Source organism: Hydrogenophaga sp. (genome assembly GCF_026125785.1).
Lineage (GTDB): Bacteria > Pseudomonadota > Gammaproteobacteria > Burkholderiales > Burkholderiaceae_C > Hydrogenophaga.
In genome coordinates this window covers 36,016-53,392 of the sequence record NZ_JAHCKL010000012.1, presented here as the reverse complement: position 1 = coordinate 53,392, position 17,377 = coordinate 36,016, and the positions used below count along the sequence as shown (strand labels likewise).

Annotated in this window: 14 protein-coding genes; 6 read left to right on the top strand and 8 right to left on the bottom strand. The window is 67.4% G+C overall.

Annotated features, from left to right (window positions below; genetic code table 11):
• Positions 1–112 precede the first annotated feature (112 nt).
• The 3 genes from boxC (at position 113) to boxA (ending at position 4,792) form a co-directional block, all read left to right on the top strand.
• Positions 113–1,780 (top strand): 2,3-epoxybenzoyl-CoA dihydrolase, encoded by a 1,668-nt coding sequence (boxC, locus tag KIT53_RS12725; RefSeq protein ID WP_297752949.1) that lies wholly within the window; start codon positions 113–115, stop codon positions 1,778–1,780.
• Between the two features lie 162 nt (positions 1,781–1,942).
• Positions 1,943–3,370 carry a benzoyl-CoA 2,3-epoxidase subunit BoxB gene (gene boxB, locus KIT53_RS12720; RefSeq protein WP_297752947.1) on the top strand — a complete coding sequence of 476 codons (1,428 nt, stop codon included), beginning with the start codon at positions 1,943–1,945 and terminating at the stop codon, positions 3,368–3,370.
• A gap of 135 nt (positions 3,371–3,505) precedes the next feature.
• Positions 3,506–4,792, top strand: a complete 1,287-nt coding sequence (gene boxA, locus KIT53_RS12715; protein WP_297752944.1) for a benzoyl-CoA 2,3-epoxidase subunit BoxA — start codon at positions 3,506–3,508, stop codon at positions 4,790–4,792.
• A gap of 216 nt (positions 4,793–5,008) precedes the next feature.
• Here boxA and KIT53_RS12710 read toward each other — a convergent pair whose 3' ends face one another.
• Both KIT53_RS12710 and KIT53_RS12705 read right to left on the bottom strand, forming a co-directional pair.
• Positions 5,009–7,117: a cache domain-containing protein gene (locus KIT53_RS12710; RefSeq protein ID WP_297752942.1), complete on the bottom strand. Its 2,109-nt coding sequence runs from the start codon at positions 7,115–7,117 to the stop codon at positions 5,009–5,011.
• Between the two features lie 16 nt (positions 7,118–7,133).
• The gene (locus KIT53_RS12705) at positions 7,134–8,519 is read right to left on the bottom strand and encodes a sigma-54 dependent transcriptional regulator (protein ID WP_297752940.1); all 1,386 of its coding nucleotides are present in this window, start codon (positions 8,517–8,519) and stop codon (positions 7,134–7,136) included.
• A gap of 121 nt (positions 8,520–8,640) precedes the next feature.
• On the opposite strand from KIT53_RS12705, the gene upp reads away from it, so the two are divergent.
• The 3 genes from upp to KIT53_RS12690 all read left to right on the top strand — a co-directional run bounded on the left by upp (position 8,641) and on the right by KIT53_RS12690 (position 12,346).
• Positions 8,641–9,273, top strand: coding sequence for a uracil phosphoribosyltransferase (gene upp, locus KIT53_RS12700; RefSeq protein WP_297752938.1), 633 nt, complete (start codon positions 8,641–8,643; stop codon positions 9,271–9,273).
• A 97-nt stretch (positions 9,274–9,370) separates the two neighbouring features.
• Positions 9,371–11,926 (top strand): FtsX-like permease family protein, encoded by a 2,556-nt coding sequence (locus tag KIT53_RS12695; protein ID WP_297752936.1) that lies wholly within the window; start codon positions 9,371–9,373, stop codon positions 11,924–11,926.
• A 15-nt stretch (positions 11,927–11,941) separates the two neighbouring features.
• Complete coding sequence (locus tag KIT53_RS12690) at positions 11,942–12,346, top strand: group II truncated hemoglobin (protein WP_297752934.1); 405 nt, start codon at positions 11,942–11,944, stop codon at positions 12,344–12,346.
• A gap of 12 nt (positions 12,347–12,358) precedes the next feature.
• Here the strand turns inward: KIT53_RS12690 and KIT53_RS12685 are convergent, their stop codons facing one another.
• The 6 genes from KIT53_RS12685 to KIT53_RS12660 form a co-directional block, all read right to left on the bottom strand.
• Positions 12,359–12,610: a hypothetical protein gene (locus tag KIT53_RS12685; RefSeq protein WP_297752932.1), complete on the bottom strand. Its 252-nt coding sequence runs from the start codon at positions 12,608–12,610 to the stop codon at positions 12,359–12,361.
• A 72-nt stretch (positions 12,611–12,682) separates the two neighbouring features.
• Positions 12,683–13,963 carry a TRAP transporter large permease subunit gene (locus KIT53_RS12680; protein WP_297752930.1) on the bottom strand — a complete coding sequence of 427 codons (1,281 nt, stop codon included), beginning with the start codon at positions 13,961–13,963 and terminating at the stop codon, positions 12,683–12,685.
• On the bottom strand, positions 13,960–14,508 hold the full coding sequence (locus KIT53_RS12675; RefSeq protein WP_297752928.1) for a TRAP transporter small permease: 549 nt from the start codon (positions 14,506–14,508) through the stop codon (positions 13,960–13,962). The genes KIT53_RS12680 and KIT53_RS12675 overlap by 4 nt, the downstream gene beginning before the upstream one ends.
• Positions 14,509–14,559: 51 nt before the next feature.
• Positions 14,560–15,570 carry a TRAP transporter substrate-binding protein gene (locus KIT53_RS12670; RefSeq protein WP_297752926.1) on the bottom strand — a complete coding sequence of 337 codons (1,011 nt, stop codon included), beginning with the start codon at positions 15,568–15,570 and terminating at the stop codon, positions 14,560–14,562.
• Positions 15,571–15,629: 59 nt separating this feature from the next.
• Positions 15,630–16,661, bottom strand: a complete 1,032-nt coding sequence (locus KIT53_RS12665) for an alcohol dehydrogenase catalytic domain-containing protein (protein WP_297752923.1) — start codon at positions 16,659–16,661, stop codon at positions 15,630–15,632.
• Positions 16,662–16,683: 22 nt separating this feature from the next.
• A complete protein-coding gene (locus tag KIT53_RS12660) occupies positions 16,684–17,376 on the bottom strand; it encodes a hypothetical protein (RefSeq protein ID WP_297752921.1) in 693 nt (230 codons plus the stop codon).
• Position 17,377 lies beyond the last annotated feature (1 nt).

The following is a 17,377-nucleotide window of genomic DNA, read 5'->3' as shown; positions in this document are numbered from 1 at the left end:
TTATTCACGTCACCGAGGTCCTGCCCGCATCTGATGCGGACGCGGGGGGGCCGCGAAACCCCGTGGCGCCAGCCCGCCGCGATCGCCTCAGACCCTGCCCGGAGACATGCCCATGAGTGCCAACCAGCCGCCCGCCGCCGTCGATTACCGCACCGATCCCAGCCAGTACCGCCATTGGAAGCTGTCTTTCGACGGCGCCATCGCCACCCTCGCGGTGGACATCAACGAAGACGCCGGCATCCGGCCCGGCTACAAGCTCAAGCTCAACAGCTACGACCTGGGTGTGGACATCGAGCTGCACGACGCGCTCAACCGCATCCGTTTCGAGCACCCCGAGGTCCGCACGGTGGTGGTCACCAGCCTGAAGGACCGCGTGTTCTGCTCGGGCGCCAACATCTTCATGCTGGGCCTCTCCAGCCACGCCTGGAAAGTCAACTTCTGCAAGTTCACCAACGAGACCCGCAACGGCATCGAGGACTCGTCTGCGCACAGCGGCCTGAAGTTCGTGGCCGCGCTCAACGGCGCCTGCGCCGGCGGTGGTTACGAACTGGCGCTGGCTTGCGACGAAATCCTGCTGGTGGACGACCGCTCCTCGGCGGTGTCGCTGCCGGAGGTGCCGCTGCTGGGCGTGCTGCCCGGCACCGGCGGCCTGACGCGCGTGACGGACAAGCGCCACGTGCGCCACGACCTGGCCGACATCTTCTGCACCACCAGCGAAGGCGTGCGCGGCCAGAAGGCCGTGGACTGGCGCCTGGTCGATGCGATCGCCAAGCCGCAGCAGTTCGCTGCACGTGTGCGCGAGCGCGCCGAAGCCCTGGCGGCGGGCAGCGACCGCCCCGCCCATGCCAAGGGTGTGGCCCTGCCGCGCGTGACCCGCACCGACAGCGAGAACGGCTTGGGCTATGCGTATGTGAACGTGGCGATCGACCGCGCCAAGCGCACCGCCACGCTGACGGTGAAGGCGCCCTCTGGCGCCCAGCCCAAGGACCTCGCCGGCATCGAGGCGGCGGGCGCCGCGTGGTGGCCGCTGCAGATGGCGCGTGAACTGGACGACGCCATCCTGTGCCTGCGCACCAACGAGCTTGACATCGGCACCTGGCTGCTCAAGACCGAAGGCGATGCCGCAGCGGTGCTGGCCAGCGACGCACTGATGCTGGCCCACAAGGACCACTGGTTCGTGCGCGAGACCCTGGGCCTGATGCGCCGCACCTTCGCGCGCCTGGACGTGTCTTCGCGCAGCCTGTTCGCGCTGATAGAGTCCGGCTCCTGCTTCGCGGGCAGCCTGGCCGAGCTGGCCTTCGCCGCCGATCGCGCCTACATGCTGGCCCTGCCGGACGCACCTGAAGAAGCACCGAGCCTGCAACTCGGCGAGTTCAACTTCGGCTACCTGCCCATGGTCAACGGCCAGTCGCGTCTGCAGCGCCGCTTCTACGAGGAGGCCGGCCCGATGGAAGCCGCGCGCGGCGCGGTCGGCAAGGCGCTGGACGCCGATGCCGCGGCCGACCTCGGCCTGGTGACGGCGGCGCTCGACGACATCGACTGGGTCGACGAGGTGCGCATCGCGCTGGAAGAGCGCGCCGCCATGTCGCCAGACGCGCTCACCGGCTTGGAGGCCAACCTGCGCTTTGCCCAGAAGGAAAACATGTTCACCCGCATCTTCGGTCGCCTCACGGCCTGGCAGAACTGGATCTTCATCCGCCCCAACGCCGTCGGCGACAAGGGCGCGCTGAAGGTCTATGGCAAGGGCGACAAGGCCGCTTTCGATTTCAACCGCGTGTAAGCGCGGGCCAGTCGTCCCGGGCCTGTCTTGCGACAAGCTGGGGACGACCGGGCCTCCGCCGTTCGGGCTGAGCCTGTCGAAGCCCATGCCAGTCAGCATCGCGTGAGCCCTTCGACAAGCTCGGGGCGAACGGCAGTTTGAGTTACCACCCAGGAGATCTCCATGTCCACGATCAACTACAGCGAGAAGATTCCCAACAACGTCAACCTCAGCGAAGACCGCACGTTGCAGCGCGCGCTGGAGCACTGGCAGCCCAATTACCTGCAGTGGTGGCAGGACATGGGGCCGGACGGTTCGCAGAACTTCGATGTCTACCTGCGCACCGCGGTCAGCGTGGACCCGCAAGGCTGGGCGCAGTTCGGTCACGTGAAGATGCCCGACTACCGCTGGGGCATCTTTCTCAACCCGGCCGAGCAGGACCGCAAGATCCATTTCGGCGACCACATGGGCGAGCCGGCCTGGCAGGACGTGCCTGGCGAACACCGCGCCAACCTGCGCCGCATCATCGTGACCCAGGGCGACACCGAACCGGCGTCGGTGGAACAGCAGCGCCACCTGGGCCTGACCTGCCCGAGCCAGTACGACCTGCGCAACCTGTTCCAGGTCAACGTGGAAGAAGGCCGCCACCTCTGGGCCATGGTGTACCTGCTGCACAAGCACTTCGGCCGTGACGGCCGTGAAGAGGCCGAGGCACTGCTCGAACGCAACAGCGGCGACGCCGACAACCCGCGCATCCTGCAGGCCTTCAATGAGAAGACGCCCGACTGGCTGAGCTTCTTCATGTTCACCTACTTCACCGACCGCGACGGCAAGTTCCAGCTCTGCGCACTGGCCGAGAGCAGCTTCGACCCGCTGGCGCGCACCACCAAGTTCATGCTGACGGAAGAAGCGCACCACATGTTCGTGGGCGAGTCCGGCGTGGGCCGTGTCATCAGCCGCACCTGCCAGGTGATGAACGAACTCAAGACCGATGACCCGGCCAAGCTGCGCGCGGCGGGCGTCATCGACCTGCCGACCATCCAGCGCTACATCAACTTCCACTTCTCCGTCACCGTCGACCTGTTCGGCGCCGACCAGTCGAGCAACGCCGCCACCTTCTACAGCGCCGGCCTCAAGGGCCGCTACGAAGAAGGCAAGCGCACCGACGACCACGTCCTCAAGGGCCAGAGCTACAAGATTCTGGAGGTGGTGGACGGGCAGTTGGTGGAGAAGGAAGTGCCGATGCTCAACGCGCTCAACGAGGTGCTGCGCGACGACTACATCAAGGACTCCGTGGCGGGGGTGGAGCGCTGGAACCGCCTGATCGAGAAGGCCGGCATCCCGTTCAAGCTCACCGTCCCGCACAAGGCTTTCCACCGCAACATCGGCTCGCTGGCCGGCGTGAAGGTTTCGCCCGATGGCCGCGTGGTCAGCGAGGCCGAGTGGAACGCCCGTGTCAACGAATGGCTGCCCAGCGAGGAAGACCGTGCCTATGTGGGTTCCCTCATGGGCCGCGTGGTGGAGCCGGGCAAGTTCGCCAACTGGATCGCACCGCCCGTCATGGGCATCAACCGCCAGCCCGTGGACTTCGAGTACGTCCGGTTCGGGTGATGCACCCCGCGCCGCGACTGCGGCGCGTCACTCCCCCAGAGGGCAGCGTCTGCGGCCCGGCAAAACCGGTTCCGCGTCGCTCTTGGCTCTGGTTTCTCTCGCACCTACACTGTCTCGACCCACGGAGACACGCCCATGAACGCTGTTGTTGAAGCCGCTGTCATCAAGCAACACCTGATCGATCCCGAGATCTGCATTCGTTGCAACACCTGCGAGTCGATCTGCCCGGTGCAGGCGATCACGCACGATTCGCGCAACTACGTGGTGGATGCTTCCAAGTGCAACCTGTGCATGGACTGCATCTCGCCCTGCCCGACGGGGTCGATCGACAACTGGCGGACCATGCCGCGCGTGCGCGCCTATTCCACCGATGAGCAACTCACCTGGGACGAACTGCCGCCGGAATTGCCGCAGGAGGCCTTTGACGATCTCGACGAGGCGGCCCAGTCCGTGGTCCAGGCCGTGGCGGAGCCGGTCCGGGATCTTACGGGCCAGGAAGCATTCAATGCCTCGTCCTTCGGCGCCACGTTGCCGCCGTGGTCCGCCGCGCATGCCTATACCAACCTCTACGGTCCCAAGGCGGCGCAGAAGACCGTGACCGCGACCGTGGTGGGCAACGTGCGCGTGACCGAGGTGGGCCGCAAGGCCGGCAGCGACTACGACACCCACCACATCGTGCTGGACTTCGGCGCCATGCCTTTTCCCGTGCTCGAAGGCCAGAGCATCGGCGTGGTGCCGCCGGGCACCGACGCCTCGGGCCGCGCCCACCATGCGCGGCAGTACTCCATCGCCAGCCCTCGCAATGGAGAGCGTCCCGGCTACAACAATCTGTCGTTGACCATCAAGCGCGTGCTGGAGGACTACCAGGGGCAGCCGGTGCGCGGCGTGGCCAGCAACTACATGTGCGACCTCAAGGTGGGCGACAAGGTCGAGGTGATCGGACCGTTCGGCAGCAGTTTCCTGATGCCGAATCACCCGCGCTCGAACATCGTGATGATCTGCACCGGCACCGGCAGCGCGCCCATGCGCGCCATGACCGAATGGCGCCGGCGCCTGCGCACCTCTGGCAAGTTCGAGGGTGGCAAGCTGATGCTCTTCTTCGGCGCGCGTACGCAGGAAGAACTGCCGTACTTCGGGCCACTGCAGAGCCTGCCCAAGGATTTCATCGACATCAACTTTGCCTTCAGCCGCACGCCGGGTGCACCCAAGCGCTATGTGCAGGACGCGATGCGCGAGCGCGCGGCCGACCTGGCCCAACTGCTGCAGGACCCCAGTACCTACTTCTATGTCTGCGGACTCAAGAGCATGGAGGAGGGCGTGGTGCTGGCGCTGCGCGACGTGGCGCAGGGTGCAGGGCTGGACTGGGACAGCCTGGGCGGCGCGCTCAAGCGCGAAGGCCGCCTGCACCTCGAAACGTATTGAGGGGAGGGGGCACCCCCCTGCGCCGCTGCGCGGCTTCCCCCCTCTGTGGCGCGCCTTCGGCGCTTCGAGGGGGGACGATGCCTTGGGCCGGCGGAGCCGGACCCTCGGCATCTCTGGGTGGGTGCGCCTCGCTGCGCTCGCTGGGGTGGCTTGGGCTGGTGGGGTCGGACCCTCGGCATCTCTGGGTTGGGCGCCTCGTTGCGCTGCCCTCCCTTTTCATGTACCGCCGGGTCTTCCGTCGCGGGTGGGGGTGGCTTCGGGGGCCTGGGGTTCGGTGTAGAGGGTGACGCAGAACGAGGCGCCGGGGCCGTCCTCGCGGTTGTCGGCGCTGATCTGGCCGCCGTAGCGTTCCACCAGTCCCTGGCTGATCCACAGGCCCAGGCCGTTGCCGTCGTTCTTGGTGGTGTAGAAGGGGCGGAACAGGCGTTCTCGCACCTCGGCGGACAGGCCGGTGCCGCTGTCCTGCACGCACAGGCGCACGCCCCCGCGTCCGGCGGCGTCCGCCCAGTCCCTTGAGACCAGCCGCAGAACGCCACCCTGCGGCATGGCCTGGATGGCGTTGATCATGAGGTTGATCACGACCTGCTGCAGTTCCTGCCGGTTGCAGCCCACGCGCCGTGTCGCCTGCAGGTCGCGCTGCACGCCGATGCCGGTCTGCGCCAGCAGGTGGCCGACCAGCACCAGGCAGTCTTCCACGGTGCGGTTGAGTTCCAGCGTCTCGACATAGCCGGCGTATTCGGTGGGGCGCGCGTACTGCAGGAGCTGCGTGACGATGATGCGCATGCGCTCGACCTGTTCGTCCAGCAGGCGGAGCTCGGCGCGCACGGGTGCCACCGAAGGTCCCAGGGTCTCGCGCATGAGGTCCAGGTTGCCCTGCATCACGGCGATCGGGTTGTTGATCTCGTGCGCAATGCTGGCGGTCAGCTGGCCTATGGCGGCCAGCTTCTCGCTTTTGACGAGCTGCTGCTGGGCCAACTGCAGCGAGGCGTTGGAGGCTTCCAGCTCCCGGGTACGCTCGGCCACCTTGTGGTCCAGTGCCTCGCCCCATTGCTGCAAGGCTTCGGTCTTCTCGTCAATCACGTCCAGCAGCTCGTCCAGGTGGCCGGCGAGCGCGCCGAGTTCGTCGCGTGCAGCGATGTCTCCCACGCGCGCATCCGACTGACCTTGCTCGACCATCTGCATGGTGCGGTTCATGCGCTGCACCGGCTGGAAGATGCTGCGCGCCCAGCGCAGCGAGAACCAGGCGGAAAGCGCCATCACGCCGAGGAAGATCAGGCCCATCACCGCCAGCATGGCGTACCGCACCAGCCGGAAAGGGGCTTCCAGGTAGCCGACGTAGAGCATGCCGATGCGTTGCCCTCTGGCGTCCAGCAGCGGCTCGTAGGCGGAGACATACCAGTCATTGACCACGAAGGCGCGGTCCAGCCAGGTCTGGCCCCGGCCCAGTACCGCTTCCCGCACCGTCTGCGAGACCCGCGTGCCGATGGCGCGCTGATCCTGGAACAGGCGCACGTTGGTGGTGATGCGCACATCGTCCAGGAACAGCGTGGCCGTGCCCTGGCTGCCGAAAGGCAGCGATCCTTCGGGGTAGACGATGCGGTTTATGTGGTCGATGAAGTCCAGGTTCTGGTTCAGCAGCAGACCCCCCGCGAGCACCGCGATGGTCTGGCCGGCCTGGTCCTTCACCGGGTGGGTGGCCAGCATCACCATGGCCCGGTGCTCCACGTCGCGTGTGGCGGGCGCCGCGTTGCGCGTGGCCACCAGGGCGATGCCCAGGCGCGGGGGCAGATGCGGCGCCAGCGCGGCCAGGGCCTCAGGCTCCAGGACCAGCAGCCGGGCCCGGGCCCCGTCGGGAGGTGGGGTCTGTACCGCTTCCCCCAGGGCGCTGGGCATCAGCGGGATGGGCGCGTTCGCTTCACCTGTGCCTGCGCGCACCGGTACCGCTCGGGCCAGCGGTCGGCCTTCGGGGTCGTAGAGCAGGAGAAAGTCCAGTCCCAGGCGCTCGCGCGCCAGCGCGAGCTGGCCGACGACGGCGCTGGCATGGTCGTCGGGCTGATGCAGCAGCGCCGCATACAGCGCCCGGGAGTCGGCCACGCCCCGCGTGCCCGTGCCCAGTTCACCCAGCACCTGATCGAAGTAGCCGTGCGCCACCGCGAGGTCGCTGCGCACCTTGGTGATCAGCAGGCGGTCATAGGCCACGTTGCTCCAGAGCGCCAGCGCGAGCACCAGCAACGGGAACGCCAGCAGCAAAGGCAGCAAGGCCATGGCCAGCAGCTTGTTGCGGACCGAGCCGGCCAGCCAGCGCGGCGGGTGCCAGAGGCTCATGGGCAGGTGCGCCCGCTCACGCGGAGCCCCATTCGGCCACACGCCGCTCCAGTGTGCGCCGAGAGACGCCCAGCAACTGCGCCGCGCGGGTCTTGTCTCCCTGCACCGAGTCCAGCACCGAGAGAATGTGCATCTTCTCCAGCGTGTGCAGGTCGGTGGGGACCAGCGGTGCCACACCGCTGTCTGGCGCCGGACGCACGCCCGGGTAGAGCGCGGACACGTTGAGGCTGCCCAGGATCAGGGAGCGCTCGATCAGGTTGCGCAATTCGCGCACATTGCCCGGCCAGTCGTATTGGCGCAGGAAGTCCATTTCCCGTTCGCTGATGGCCAGCGGCTCCACGCCCAGCGACGGCGCCAACTGGGCCATGAAATGCGCCACCAGCTCGGCGATGTCTGCCTTGTGTTCGCGCAGCGGCGGCAATGTCAGGTCCACCACCTGCAGGCGGAAATAAAGGTCCTTGCGGAAGCGGCCAGCCGCCACCTCCTCGCTCAGTTGGCGGTTGGTCGCGGCGACGATGCGCAGGTTCAGCGGCACCAGTTGTTCGCTGCCCACGGGTCGGATGTTCAGGTCTTCGATGGCGCGCAACAGCGTGGCCTGGATGGGCAGCGGGAGCTCGGCGATCTCGTCGAGGAACAGCGTGCCGCCCTGGGCGTAGTGGAACAGGCCGTCGCGCGCGCGCGTCGCGCCATGGAAGGCGCCCTTGGCGTGGCCAAACAACTCGCTTTCGATGAGCTCGGGGGACACGGCGGCGCAGTTGACCGGCACGAACGGGCCCGCCGCGCGGCTGCTCAGTGCGTGCAGTTCACGCGCCACCAGTTCCTTGCCGGTGCCCGATTCGCCCTGGAGCAGCACGGTGCTGTTGACCGCCGCCACCCTTGTGACCGATTCGCGCAGACGTTGCAACGCCTCAGACGAACCCACCAGTGCCCCGCGCCCGGGTGTGCTGGTGACCGCACGCCGCAGCACGAAGTTCTCGCGCCGCAGGCGCGAGCGCTCGTAGCACTGCTTGACCGCGTTGAGGATCTGCGGCACCCGGAAGGGCTTGAGGATGAAATCGGAGGCGCCCGCGCGCAGCGCCTCGATGGCGGTGTCCAGGTCGGCGAAGGCCGTGATCAGGATCACCTCGCCCGTGAAACCCTGTTCACGCAACTCCTTGAGCCAGGCCACGCCACTCTTGCCCGGCAGGGAGATGTCCAGGATGACCAGGTCCACATGGTGGCCGCGCAGCCATTGCGCGCCTTCCTCGGCGCTGCCCGCGCTCATGACGAAATGGCAGCGCGGCGCCAGCGTCTTCACCAGGAAGTTGAGCATGCCCTGCTCGTCGTCGACGATCAGGATCGACCAGTCCGGCCAGCCTTCCAGGCTTTTCTCGGGGGCGGGGGGGAATATCGTGGTCTCCACGCGGGGCATTCTACGGACGAAGCCACCGTTGCAGGCGCCTGCGCCTGGCTTCGGACATACACTCGGCAACGTTCGCGTGCCCTGTGCCGCATCCCTCCGTTTCCTCGCCGAAAGACCTTCCATGAGCAGAGACGTCCACGTCATCGACCACCCGCTGGTGCAGCACAAGCTCACACTCATGCGCCGCAAGGACACCAGCACCAAGAGCTTCCGCGAGCTGGTGCATGAGCTCAGTGCGCTGCTGGCGTACGAGATCACCCGCGACATGCCCATGCAGGACATCGAGATCGAGACGCCGCTGGAGAAGATGCGCGCGCGCGTGATCGATGGCAAGAAGATCGTGCTGGCGTCCATCCTGCGCGCCGGCAACGGTTTTCTCGATGGCATGCTGCAGGTGATTCCCGGCGCGCGCGTGGGTCACATCGGCCTCTACCGCGACCCGGCCACGCTGCAGGCGGTGGAGTACTACTTCAAGATGCCGCAGGACATGCACGAGCGCGACGTGCTGGTGCTCGACCCCATGCTGGCCACCGGCAACTCGGCGGTGGCGGCGGTCGAGCGGCTCAAGAAGACCGGTCCGCGTTCCATCCGCTTCGTCTGTCTGGTGACCTGCCCGCAAGGCCTCAAGACCTTCCACGACGCCCACCCGGACGTGCCGGTGTACACCCCGGCGGTGGACCGGGGACTCAACGAGCACGGCTACATCGTGCCCGGACTGGGCGATGCGGGCGACCGCATCTTCGGCACCAAGTAGATTCCCCTGCGCCGCGGGACTCCAGCGGGGTCTTCGCGCGCCAGGGTCGTGGCGCGTCTTCTGTGTGGGTTTTTTCGATGCGATAAGGTACGGGGCCATGAACACCCATCCAGCGCCGTTGCCCATTCGTTTCTGGACCCTGGGCTGGTCCTCGCTCCTGCGCGACTGGCGGGCGGGTGAGTTGCGGCTGTTGCTGCTGGCGGTGACGCTGGCGGTGGCGGCGCTGACGGCGGTGGGGTTTTTTGCCGACCGGCTGCAGGGTGGCTTGGCCCGGGACGCCCGGGCGCTGATCGGGGGGGATGCGGTGGTGCGCAGCGACAACCCGACGCCACCAGCCTTCGAGGCGCAGGCACGCGCCCTGGGGCTGTCCTCCACGCATACGCTGGACTTTCCCACCATGGGACGGGCCCGTGACGAAGAAGGGGGCGCCGCGCGGCTGGTGGCGCTCAAGGTGGTGGGGGAAGGCTATCCACTGCGCGGCAGCCTGAGGGTGGCGGAAGGCCCGCAGGCCGTCGATGCCCCGACGCGCGACATTCCGCAGCCCGGCACGGTGTGGGTGGATGCCGCGCTGCTCGTGGCGCTGGACCTGAAGATGGGCGACCCGCTGCTGCTGGGCGACGCCACGCTGCGCATTGCCCGCGTGGTCGTGGTCGAGCCCGACCGTGGCGCGGGTTTCATGAGCTTTGCGCCGCGCGTCATGATCAACCGCGCCGACCTGGCGGCCACTGCTCTGGTGCAGCCAGCCAGCCGCATCAACTACCGTTTCGCGGTGGCCGGCGAGGACGCCCGCGTGGCCCAGTTCATCCGTTGGGCTGACCAGGAAGTCCACAAGCCGGATGTTCGCGGCTTGCGGCTGGAGTCGCTGGAGGGCGGGCGGCCGGAGATGCAGCAGACCCTGGCGCGGGCCGAGAAATTCCTCAATCTGGTGGCGCTGCTGGCGGCGCTGCTGTGCGCCGTGGCGGTGGCGATCGCCGCCAGGGGCTTCGCGCAGCGCCACCTGGACGACTGCGCCATGCTGCGCGTGCTGGGCCTGTCGCAAGGCACCATGGCGCGCGCCTACACCTTTGAATTCGCGCTGACCGGTCTGCTGGCCAGCGCGGCGGGCGTGGCCATCGGCTACGCGGTGCACCATGTCTTCGTGCTGCTGCTGGCCGGGCTGGTGGACGCCAGTCTGCCCGCGCCGGGTGTCGCGCCGGTGCTGCTGGGCCTGGGCATGGGCCTGACGCTGATGATGGCGTTTGGCCTGCCGCCTGTGCTGCAGCTCGCGCGCGTGCCGCCGCTGCGCGTGATCCGCCGCGATGTCGGCCAGCTCAAGCCCGCTTCGCTGGCGGTGCTGGCCCTGGGCATGGCGGGTTTCGCGGCCTTGCTGCTGGCGGCCAGCCGCGATCTTCTGCTGGGTGCGATCGCCGTCGGCGGGTTCGCCGGGGCGGTACTGCTCTTCGCGGCGGCCAGCTACGCGGCGGTGCGCCTGCTGCGCGCCAGCGTCAACGAGGCTACCGCACCGCGTGCGCTGGTCATGGCCACGCGCCAGCTCGGCGCACGCCCGGCTTTCGCGGTGGTGCAGATCAGTGCCCTGGCGGTTGGCTTGCTGGCCCTGGTGCTGCTGGTGCTGCTGCGCACGGACCTCGTCGCCAGTTGGCGCAACGCCACGCCGCCGGATGCGCCCAACCGCTTCGTGATCAACGTGCAGCCTGAACAGAGCGAGGCGTTCCAGCAGGCGCTGCGCGCCGCCGGCGTGCAGCGCTACGACTGGTACCCCATGATCCGGGGGCGCCTGGTGCGCATCAACGGCCAGCAGGTCCAGCCGGAAGACTTTGCCTCCGACCGCGCTCAGCGCCTGGTGGACCGCGAGTTCAACCTCTCCCATACCGATGCGCTGCCTGAGCACAACCCGGTGGTGGCCGGCCGCTGGCAGGCCAACGAGGCCGACGGCCTCAGTGTGGAGGAGGGGCTGGCCGAGGAGCTCGGCCTCAAGCTGGGCGACCGGCTGAGCTTCGACATCGCGGGCCAGCTCACCGAAGGCCGCATCACCAGCCTGCGCAAGGTGGACTGGGGCTCCATGCGGGTGAATTTCTTCGTGCTGTTTCCCATGGCGAAGATGGCCGACGTGCCGGTGACCTACATCAGCGCGTTCCGCGCGCCAGACGCAGCACCGGGTGCCGCCAGCGGTTTCGACAATGCCCTGGTGCGCCAATTCCCGAACATCACCAACGTCGACCTGAGCCAGACCATTGCGCAGGTGCAGCGGGTGCTGGGCCAGGTGATCGGTGCGGTGGAGTTTCTGTTTGCCTTCACGCTGGCGGCCGGTTTGGTGGTGCTGCTCTCGGCGGTGACGGCCACGCGCGGCGAGCGCGAACGCGAGTTCGCCATCCTGCGCGCGGTGGGTGCCGGGTCCGGGCTGCTGCGCCAGGTGCAGCGCATCGAACTGCTGGGTGTGGGCCTGCTGGCGGGTTTCCTGGCTTCCGTGGTCGCGGTGGCCGTGGGCTGGGCACTGGCGCGTTTCGCCTTCGAGTTCACCTGGACCGCCTCACCCTGGGTGCCTCTGGCCGGGTCTCTGGCCGGCGCACTGCTCGCGCTGGCGGCGGGCTGGTGGGGCTTGCGCAGCGTGCTGCGCACCCCGGTGGTGGAGACCTTGCGCAAGGCCGCGCTGTGAGTGACGGCGGAACCCATGCAGGCTGACCAGAAATCTCCCTACGACACCCCGTTCGAGTGGATCGGCGGCGAGGCGCGCGTGCATGCGCTCGTCGAGCGCTTCTACGACCTCATGGACATCGAGCCGCGCTACCGCGAGCTGCGGGCGGCGCATGGCAGCACGCTGGAGAGCGCGCGGCAGAAGCTGTTCTGGTTCCTTTGCGGCTGGCTGGGCGGGCCTCAGCACTACACCGACCGCTTTGGCCACCCGCGCCTGCGGGCGCGGCACATGCCTTTCGTGATCGGCATCGTCGAACGCGACCAGTGGCTGGCGTGCATGGACCAGGCCATGGGGGAGACGGGCGTGGACCCGGTTCTTCGGGAGCGCCTGCGTGGCAGCTTCTTCCAGACCGCCGACTGGATGCGCAACTCGCCCGGTTGAGGCGGTGCGGCTTCAGCCGAAGATGGTGTCGCTCGGTGCGTGGGCGGAACTCATGTACAGCCGGAGCGTGACGGAGTCGCCATCCTGTTCCCAGAGCCGGCCCTGGATGGTGAACTGGCGTCCGCCGAAACGCACCACGTCGCCGCGCGCGGGCGGCACCGGGTGCCCCTGCCAGAACTGGGGCACGGGAACAGCCGATCGCCGTATCCAGTCCTGGTCGTCCGGATGGAACACGAACACCACGCGCAGGGATGACAGGCTCATGTGAAGGCTCCTGGGCAGGCCGTCCACCGGGCCCGCATGCCCCGAGCTTAGCGCAGCATGCCCGTCGCCGGCTCAGCCATGCAGCCACCTTGCGGGCACCGTGACCAGCGAGGGGAACAGCACCAGCAGGAACAACACGCCGAACTGGGCGATCATGAAGGGCAGCACGCCGCGCGTGACCTGGTCCATGCTGATCTTGCCCACCCCCGCCACCGTGCTGAGCACCGTGCCCACGGGGGGCGTGATCAGGCCGATGGCGTTGTTGATCATGAACAGCACCCCGAAGTACACCGGGTCGATGCCGGCGGCCTTGACGATGGGCATGAGCACGGGAGTGAGGATCAGGATGGTGGGGGCCATGTCCATCGCGGTCCCCACCAGCATGACCAGGACCATGATGGCAAACATCAGCAGCGTGGGGTTGTCCAGCAGCGGCTGCAGCAGGCTCACGATCTCCGCTGGCAGGTTGGCCACCGTGATCATCCAGGCCGAAACCATGGCCGCGGCCACCAGGAACATGATCACTGCGGTGGTCTGCGCGGCAGCGAGGAAAAGGCCGTAGAGCTGGGACAGCTTGAGTTCACGGTAGACCACGAGGGAGATGAACAGCGCGTACACCGCCGCCACCACCGCCGCTTCGGTCGGTGTGAAGACACCGAACTTCAGCCCTACGACGACGATGACCGGCAACACCAGTGCAAAGGTGGCGTCCTTGAAGGCGGCGAAGACCTCCGCGCGACTGGCGCGCGGCGGGGCTTCCAGCTTGTCCTTGCGCACCAGCCACCACCAGGTGAACCACAGGGCAGCGCCCAGCATGATGCCGGGGGCAATGCCGGCCAGAAAGAGCTTGGAGATGGAGACATTGGCCGCGACGCCAAAAATCACGAAGCCGATGGAAGGCGGGATGATGGGCGCGATGATGCTGGCCGAAGACAGCAGGCCGGCCGACCGCGCAGGGTCGTAGCCGGCGCGTTTCATCATGGGCAGCAGCAGAGCTGCGAGTGCGGCGGCATCGGCCACCGCCGAGCCGGAGAGCGACGCCATGATCACGGCGGCCATGATGCCCACGTAGCCCAGTCCACCTTTGACGTGGCCGACGAGCGTCATCGCAAAGTTCACGATGCGGCGCGAGAGGCCGCCCGCGTTCATGACTTCGCCTGCCAGCATGAAGAAAGGCACCGCGAGCAACGGAAAACTGTTGGCACCCTCGATGGTGTTCTGCGCCAGGATCTGCGCGTCGAACATGTCCATGTGCCACATCAGCGCGGCACCACAGGCCAGCAGCGCGAACGCGATCGGCACACCCAGCGCCATGGTGCCCAGCAGCGTGCCGAGGAAGATGGAAATGATCATCGCGGGCTCCCGGTGTTCGGCACGACGCCGTCGGAGGCTTCTTCGGAAGCCGACAGCCCCGCCAGTTCGGCTTCGGTCATGCGGCCGGTGAACAGGCGCCAGAGCGACTCCAGCAGGATGACGATGCACAAGACGGCAAACAGCACGCCGGCAGAGAAGAACCAGGCCATGGAAACCTGCATCACCGCACTGGTACTGCCCAGGTTGATGAGGGTCTGTTGCCAGGCGCCGTCGAGCATGAGCCAGCACAGATAGATCATGATCAGGTGTGTCAGCACGAGGCAGATCTTTCTGCCCAGCGCTGGCAGGCGCGCCACCAGCATTTCCGTGCCCAGGTGCAGGCGTTTGCGCACCGCCACAACCGCGCCCAGGAACGTCATCCAGACGAAGAGCCAGCGTGAAAGTTCTTCCGACACCAGGATGGAAGAGTTGAAGCCATAGCGCAACACGACGTTGCCGAAGACCATGACCACCATCAGGGCCAGGCAGAGAACGGCCAGGGCAGAGAGCACCGTGCAGATGCCATCGAGCAATTTTTGCAGCATGTCCGACTTCCGGTCAGGGGCCGGCGGGCGGACCCGCCAGCCCACTCGGGCTTACTTGATGCCGGCCCGGACCTTTTCGATTTCCGTGCGGTAGATGTTCACGATCGCCTGATCGTAGGACGCGGCGAACTTGTCGGCCACGGGCTTGGTGAGCTCGCGCATCTTGTCCAGCGTCGCGGCCGGCACGTCGTTGATCTGCATGCCCTTGGCCTCCAGTTCCTTGCGCGCCTTGCCGGCGGCTTCACGGCTCAGGGTTTTCTGGAAGTTGCCCGCCTCGACGGCAGCTTCCTGGATGATCTTCTGCTCGGCCGGAGACAGCTTGTCCCAGGTGCGCTTGCTGATGACCACCGGGTTGGCGGTGTAGACGTGGTTGGTCACGCTGAGGTACTTCTGCACCTCGTAGAACTTGCTGGTCAGCACCACGGCGAAGGGGTTTTCCTGCGCGTCCATGGCCTTGGACTCCAGGGCGCCGTACAGCTCGGGGAAGGCCATGGGCACAGGGTTGGTGCCCAGTGCGCCGAACGCTTCGAGGAACAGCGGGTTGGGAATCACGCGCAGGCGCAAGCCCTTGAGGTCTTCCACGTTGACGATGGGTTTGCGGCTGTTGGTGAAGTTGCGGAAACCGGTTTCCCAGAAGCCCAGGGCCACCAGGCCTTTTTCGCCGAGTTTGGCCGAGAGGGCCTGCCCGAAAGGCCCGGCCACCAGTGCGTCCACCTGTTCGGCCTTGGTGAATGAGAACGGGATGTCCAGCAGCGTGTACTCCTTGATCACGCCGCCCATGATGGTGGCCGAGGGCAGGGTGATGTCCTGCACGCCGCCCTGCACCGCGCTGAGCTGCTGGGCCTCGCCGCCCACGGTGCCGCCACCGAGTTCCTGTACCTTGATCTTGCCGCCGCTCTTGGCCGCGACGATCTCGCCGAACTTCTGCACACCCAGCGAGATGGGGTGGCCCTGCTGCACCACGTGCCCGAAGCGCAGCGTGCGTTCCTGGATCTGCGCTTGCGCGGCACTCATGCCTACGGCGGCCAGCGTGGCCGCCAGCAACAACTGACGAAGTTTCATGGTGTGTCTCCTTCTGCTTGGTTGAATGGGCCAGAGGCCGTGATGAAACCGGTTTGCCGTCACGGGCGCAGCACGATCTTGCTGCCTTCCCGACGCTCGACGAGCTGCAGTGCCTGCTCGAAATCCTTGTAGGCGACCTGATGCGTCACCAGGCGCATCACGTCCTTTGCCACGCGGGGTAGCACCGTCATGGTCAGCGCCCAAGTGGTTTCGTTGTAGCCGCGCGAGCCGACCAGGGCAAGCTCTTTCAGCACCACAGGTGTGCTCTTGAGGGTGCTGGCGCCCTGGCACAGCCCGATCAGGCCCACGCTGCCGCCGCGGCGGGTCATGGCGATGGCCTGTTCCAGCGTGGCCGCAACGCCGCTGGTCTCGTAGACGATGTCCGCTCCGTCGGCCTGCAGCGCACGCAGGGAAAGCAACGGATCCTGTGCCTCCACGTTCACGGTGACCGCGCCCAGGTCGCGCGCCATGCGCAGCCGGCCTTCGTCGGCCGTGACGCCCGTGACCAGCACTTCGCGTGCGCCTGCCGCGAGCGAAAGGATGGCGCACAGGATGCCGATGGGTCCCGCGCCGATGACCGCCACCACGTCGCCGGTGCGCACGGGTACGCGCTCCAGCACCGCGTGCGTGGCCACCGAGAGCGGCTCCAGCAGAGGCGCGACCGCGGGGTCCATGTCCGTTGGCAAGGCAAACACATTCCATGCCGGTACGCTGACGTATTCGGTCCAGCCGCCGTTGATGCGCCCGCCCATCAGGCGGCGGTCGTCGCACAGCGTGGGCCGGCCCAGGCCGCAATAGCGGCAGTGGCCACAGGCGATCTGAGGATTCACCGCGACCACGGCGCCCAGAGGCGCACGCGCGCTGTCCGTCTCGACCACCGTGCCGGCGAACTCGTGGCCGACGATCAGGGGAAAGGACGGCGCGTACTGACCCACCACCGCCTCGTGCCATTTCCAGATCGCCACGTCGGTGCCGCAGATGCCTCCAGCGGCGATGCGGATCAGCACCTCGCCGGGCTTTCGCACCGGCTCCGGGAGGTCGATCAGCGCCATGGCGCCGGGTTCGGGCTTGAGTTTGGCGACGGCTTTCATGGGTGCTCGTTCACAAGGCGCTTCAGTCTGGCTGGATGGCCGTGTCCGTGGGCGTGGCGCTGTGGCAGAGGGTGTACAGCGCGCTCTCGGACGTGTCCTCGGCTCCCATGCCGGCGAGGGACCGGGGGGAGAGTGCTTCGGCACGCAGCGCGCGCAAAGCCTCCAGGTCGTAGCCCATGGCGGTCAACACCCAGTCGGCCTCGCGGTCACCGCCGCGAATCTTCTGCTCGCGGGTCTGCGCAATGGGGGGCTTCTCATGACGCAGCAGGTGTGCGCCCACGCAGCCGCGCTGCATGGCAATGGCTGCGAGTTGCGGCGTCAGCGAGGACTGCAGCCGCTGGTCGGCACCGGCCTGGGGCGAAAGCCGGATGGTCAGCGCATGCCGCGCCACGCTGCCGCCCGATGTGGCCAGCACGCGGCACTGGCTGCGCACCATGTTGCGGTGGTGCGGCATCATGCGCGTGGACCAAGGCGTGGGCGAGTTGAGGCGCTCCAGATAGGCAGCGGACTGCACCACCTCATGGGCGTCGAGCTCGTACATCTGGAAGATGCCCTCGCCGCCCTCGGCGCTGGCCCAGCGCGTGGCGCGCCGGAAGCCCGGGATCGACAGGCGCTCCGGGAAGTGCTCGTGCGTGTGCCAGTCCTCGAACTCGGTGCGCATGTCGCCCGCCATATCCCACCACATGGCCAGTGCGGCCTTACCCAACAGCGACATC

Excerpts from the sequence above, each read along its gene's own strand:
- KIT53_RS12670 (WP_297752926.1), bottom strand. The coding sequence starts at position 15,570 with ATGAAACTTCGTCAGTTGTTGCTGGCGGCCACGCTGGCCGCCGTAGGC.
- KIT53_RS12675 (WP_297752928.1), bottom strand. The coding sequence starts at position 14,508 with ATGCTGCAAAAATTGCTCGATGGCATCTGCACGGTGCTCTCTGCCCTG.
- KIT53_RS12690 (WP_297752934.1), top strand. The coding sequence starts at position 11,942 with ATGCAGGCTGACCAGAAATCTCCCTACGACACCCCGTTCGAGTGGATC.
- KIT53_RS12665 (WP_297752923.1), bottom strand. The coding sequence starts at position 16,661 with ATGAAAGCCGTCGCCAAACTCAAGCCCGAACCCGGCGCCATGGCGCTG.
- boxB (WP_297752947.1), top strand. The coding sequence starts at position 1,943 with ATGTCCACGATCAACTACAGCGAGAAGATTCCCAACAACGTCAACCTC.
- KIT53_RS12710 (WP_297752942.1), bottom strand. The coding sequence starts at position 7,117 with ATGAGCCTCTGGCACCCGCCGCGCTGGCTGGCCGGCTCGGTCCGCAAC.
- KIT53_RS12680 (WP_297752930.1), bottom strand. The coding sequence starts at position 13,963 with ATGATCATTTCCATCTTCCTCGGCACGCTGCTGGGCACCATGGCGCTG.
- KIT53_RS12660 (WP_297752921.1), bottom strand. The coding sequence starts at position 17,376 with ATGTCGCTGTTGGGTAAGGCCGCACTGGCCATGTGGTGGGATATGGCG.
- upp (WP_297752938.1), top strand. The coding sequence starts at position 8,641 with ATGAGCAGAGACGTCCACGTCATCGACCACCCGCTGGTGCAGCACAAG.
- KIT53_RS12695 (WP_297752936.1), top strand. The coding sequence starts at position 9,371 with ATGAACACCCATCCAGCGCCGTTGCCCATTCGTTTCTGGACCCTGGGC.
- boxC (WP_297752949.1), top strand. The coding sequence starts at position 113 with ATGAGTGCCAACCAGCCGCCCGCCGCCGTCGATTACCGCACCGATCCC.
- boxA (WP_297752944.1), top strand. The coding sequence starts at position 3,506 with ATGAACGCTGTTGTTGAAGCCGCTGTCATCAAGCAACACCTGATCGAT.
- KIT53_RS12685 (WP_297752932.1), bottom strand. The coding sequence starts at position 12,610 with ATGAGCCTGTCATCCCTGCGCGTGGTGTTCGTGTTCCATCCGGACGAC.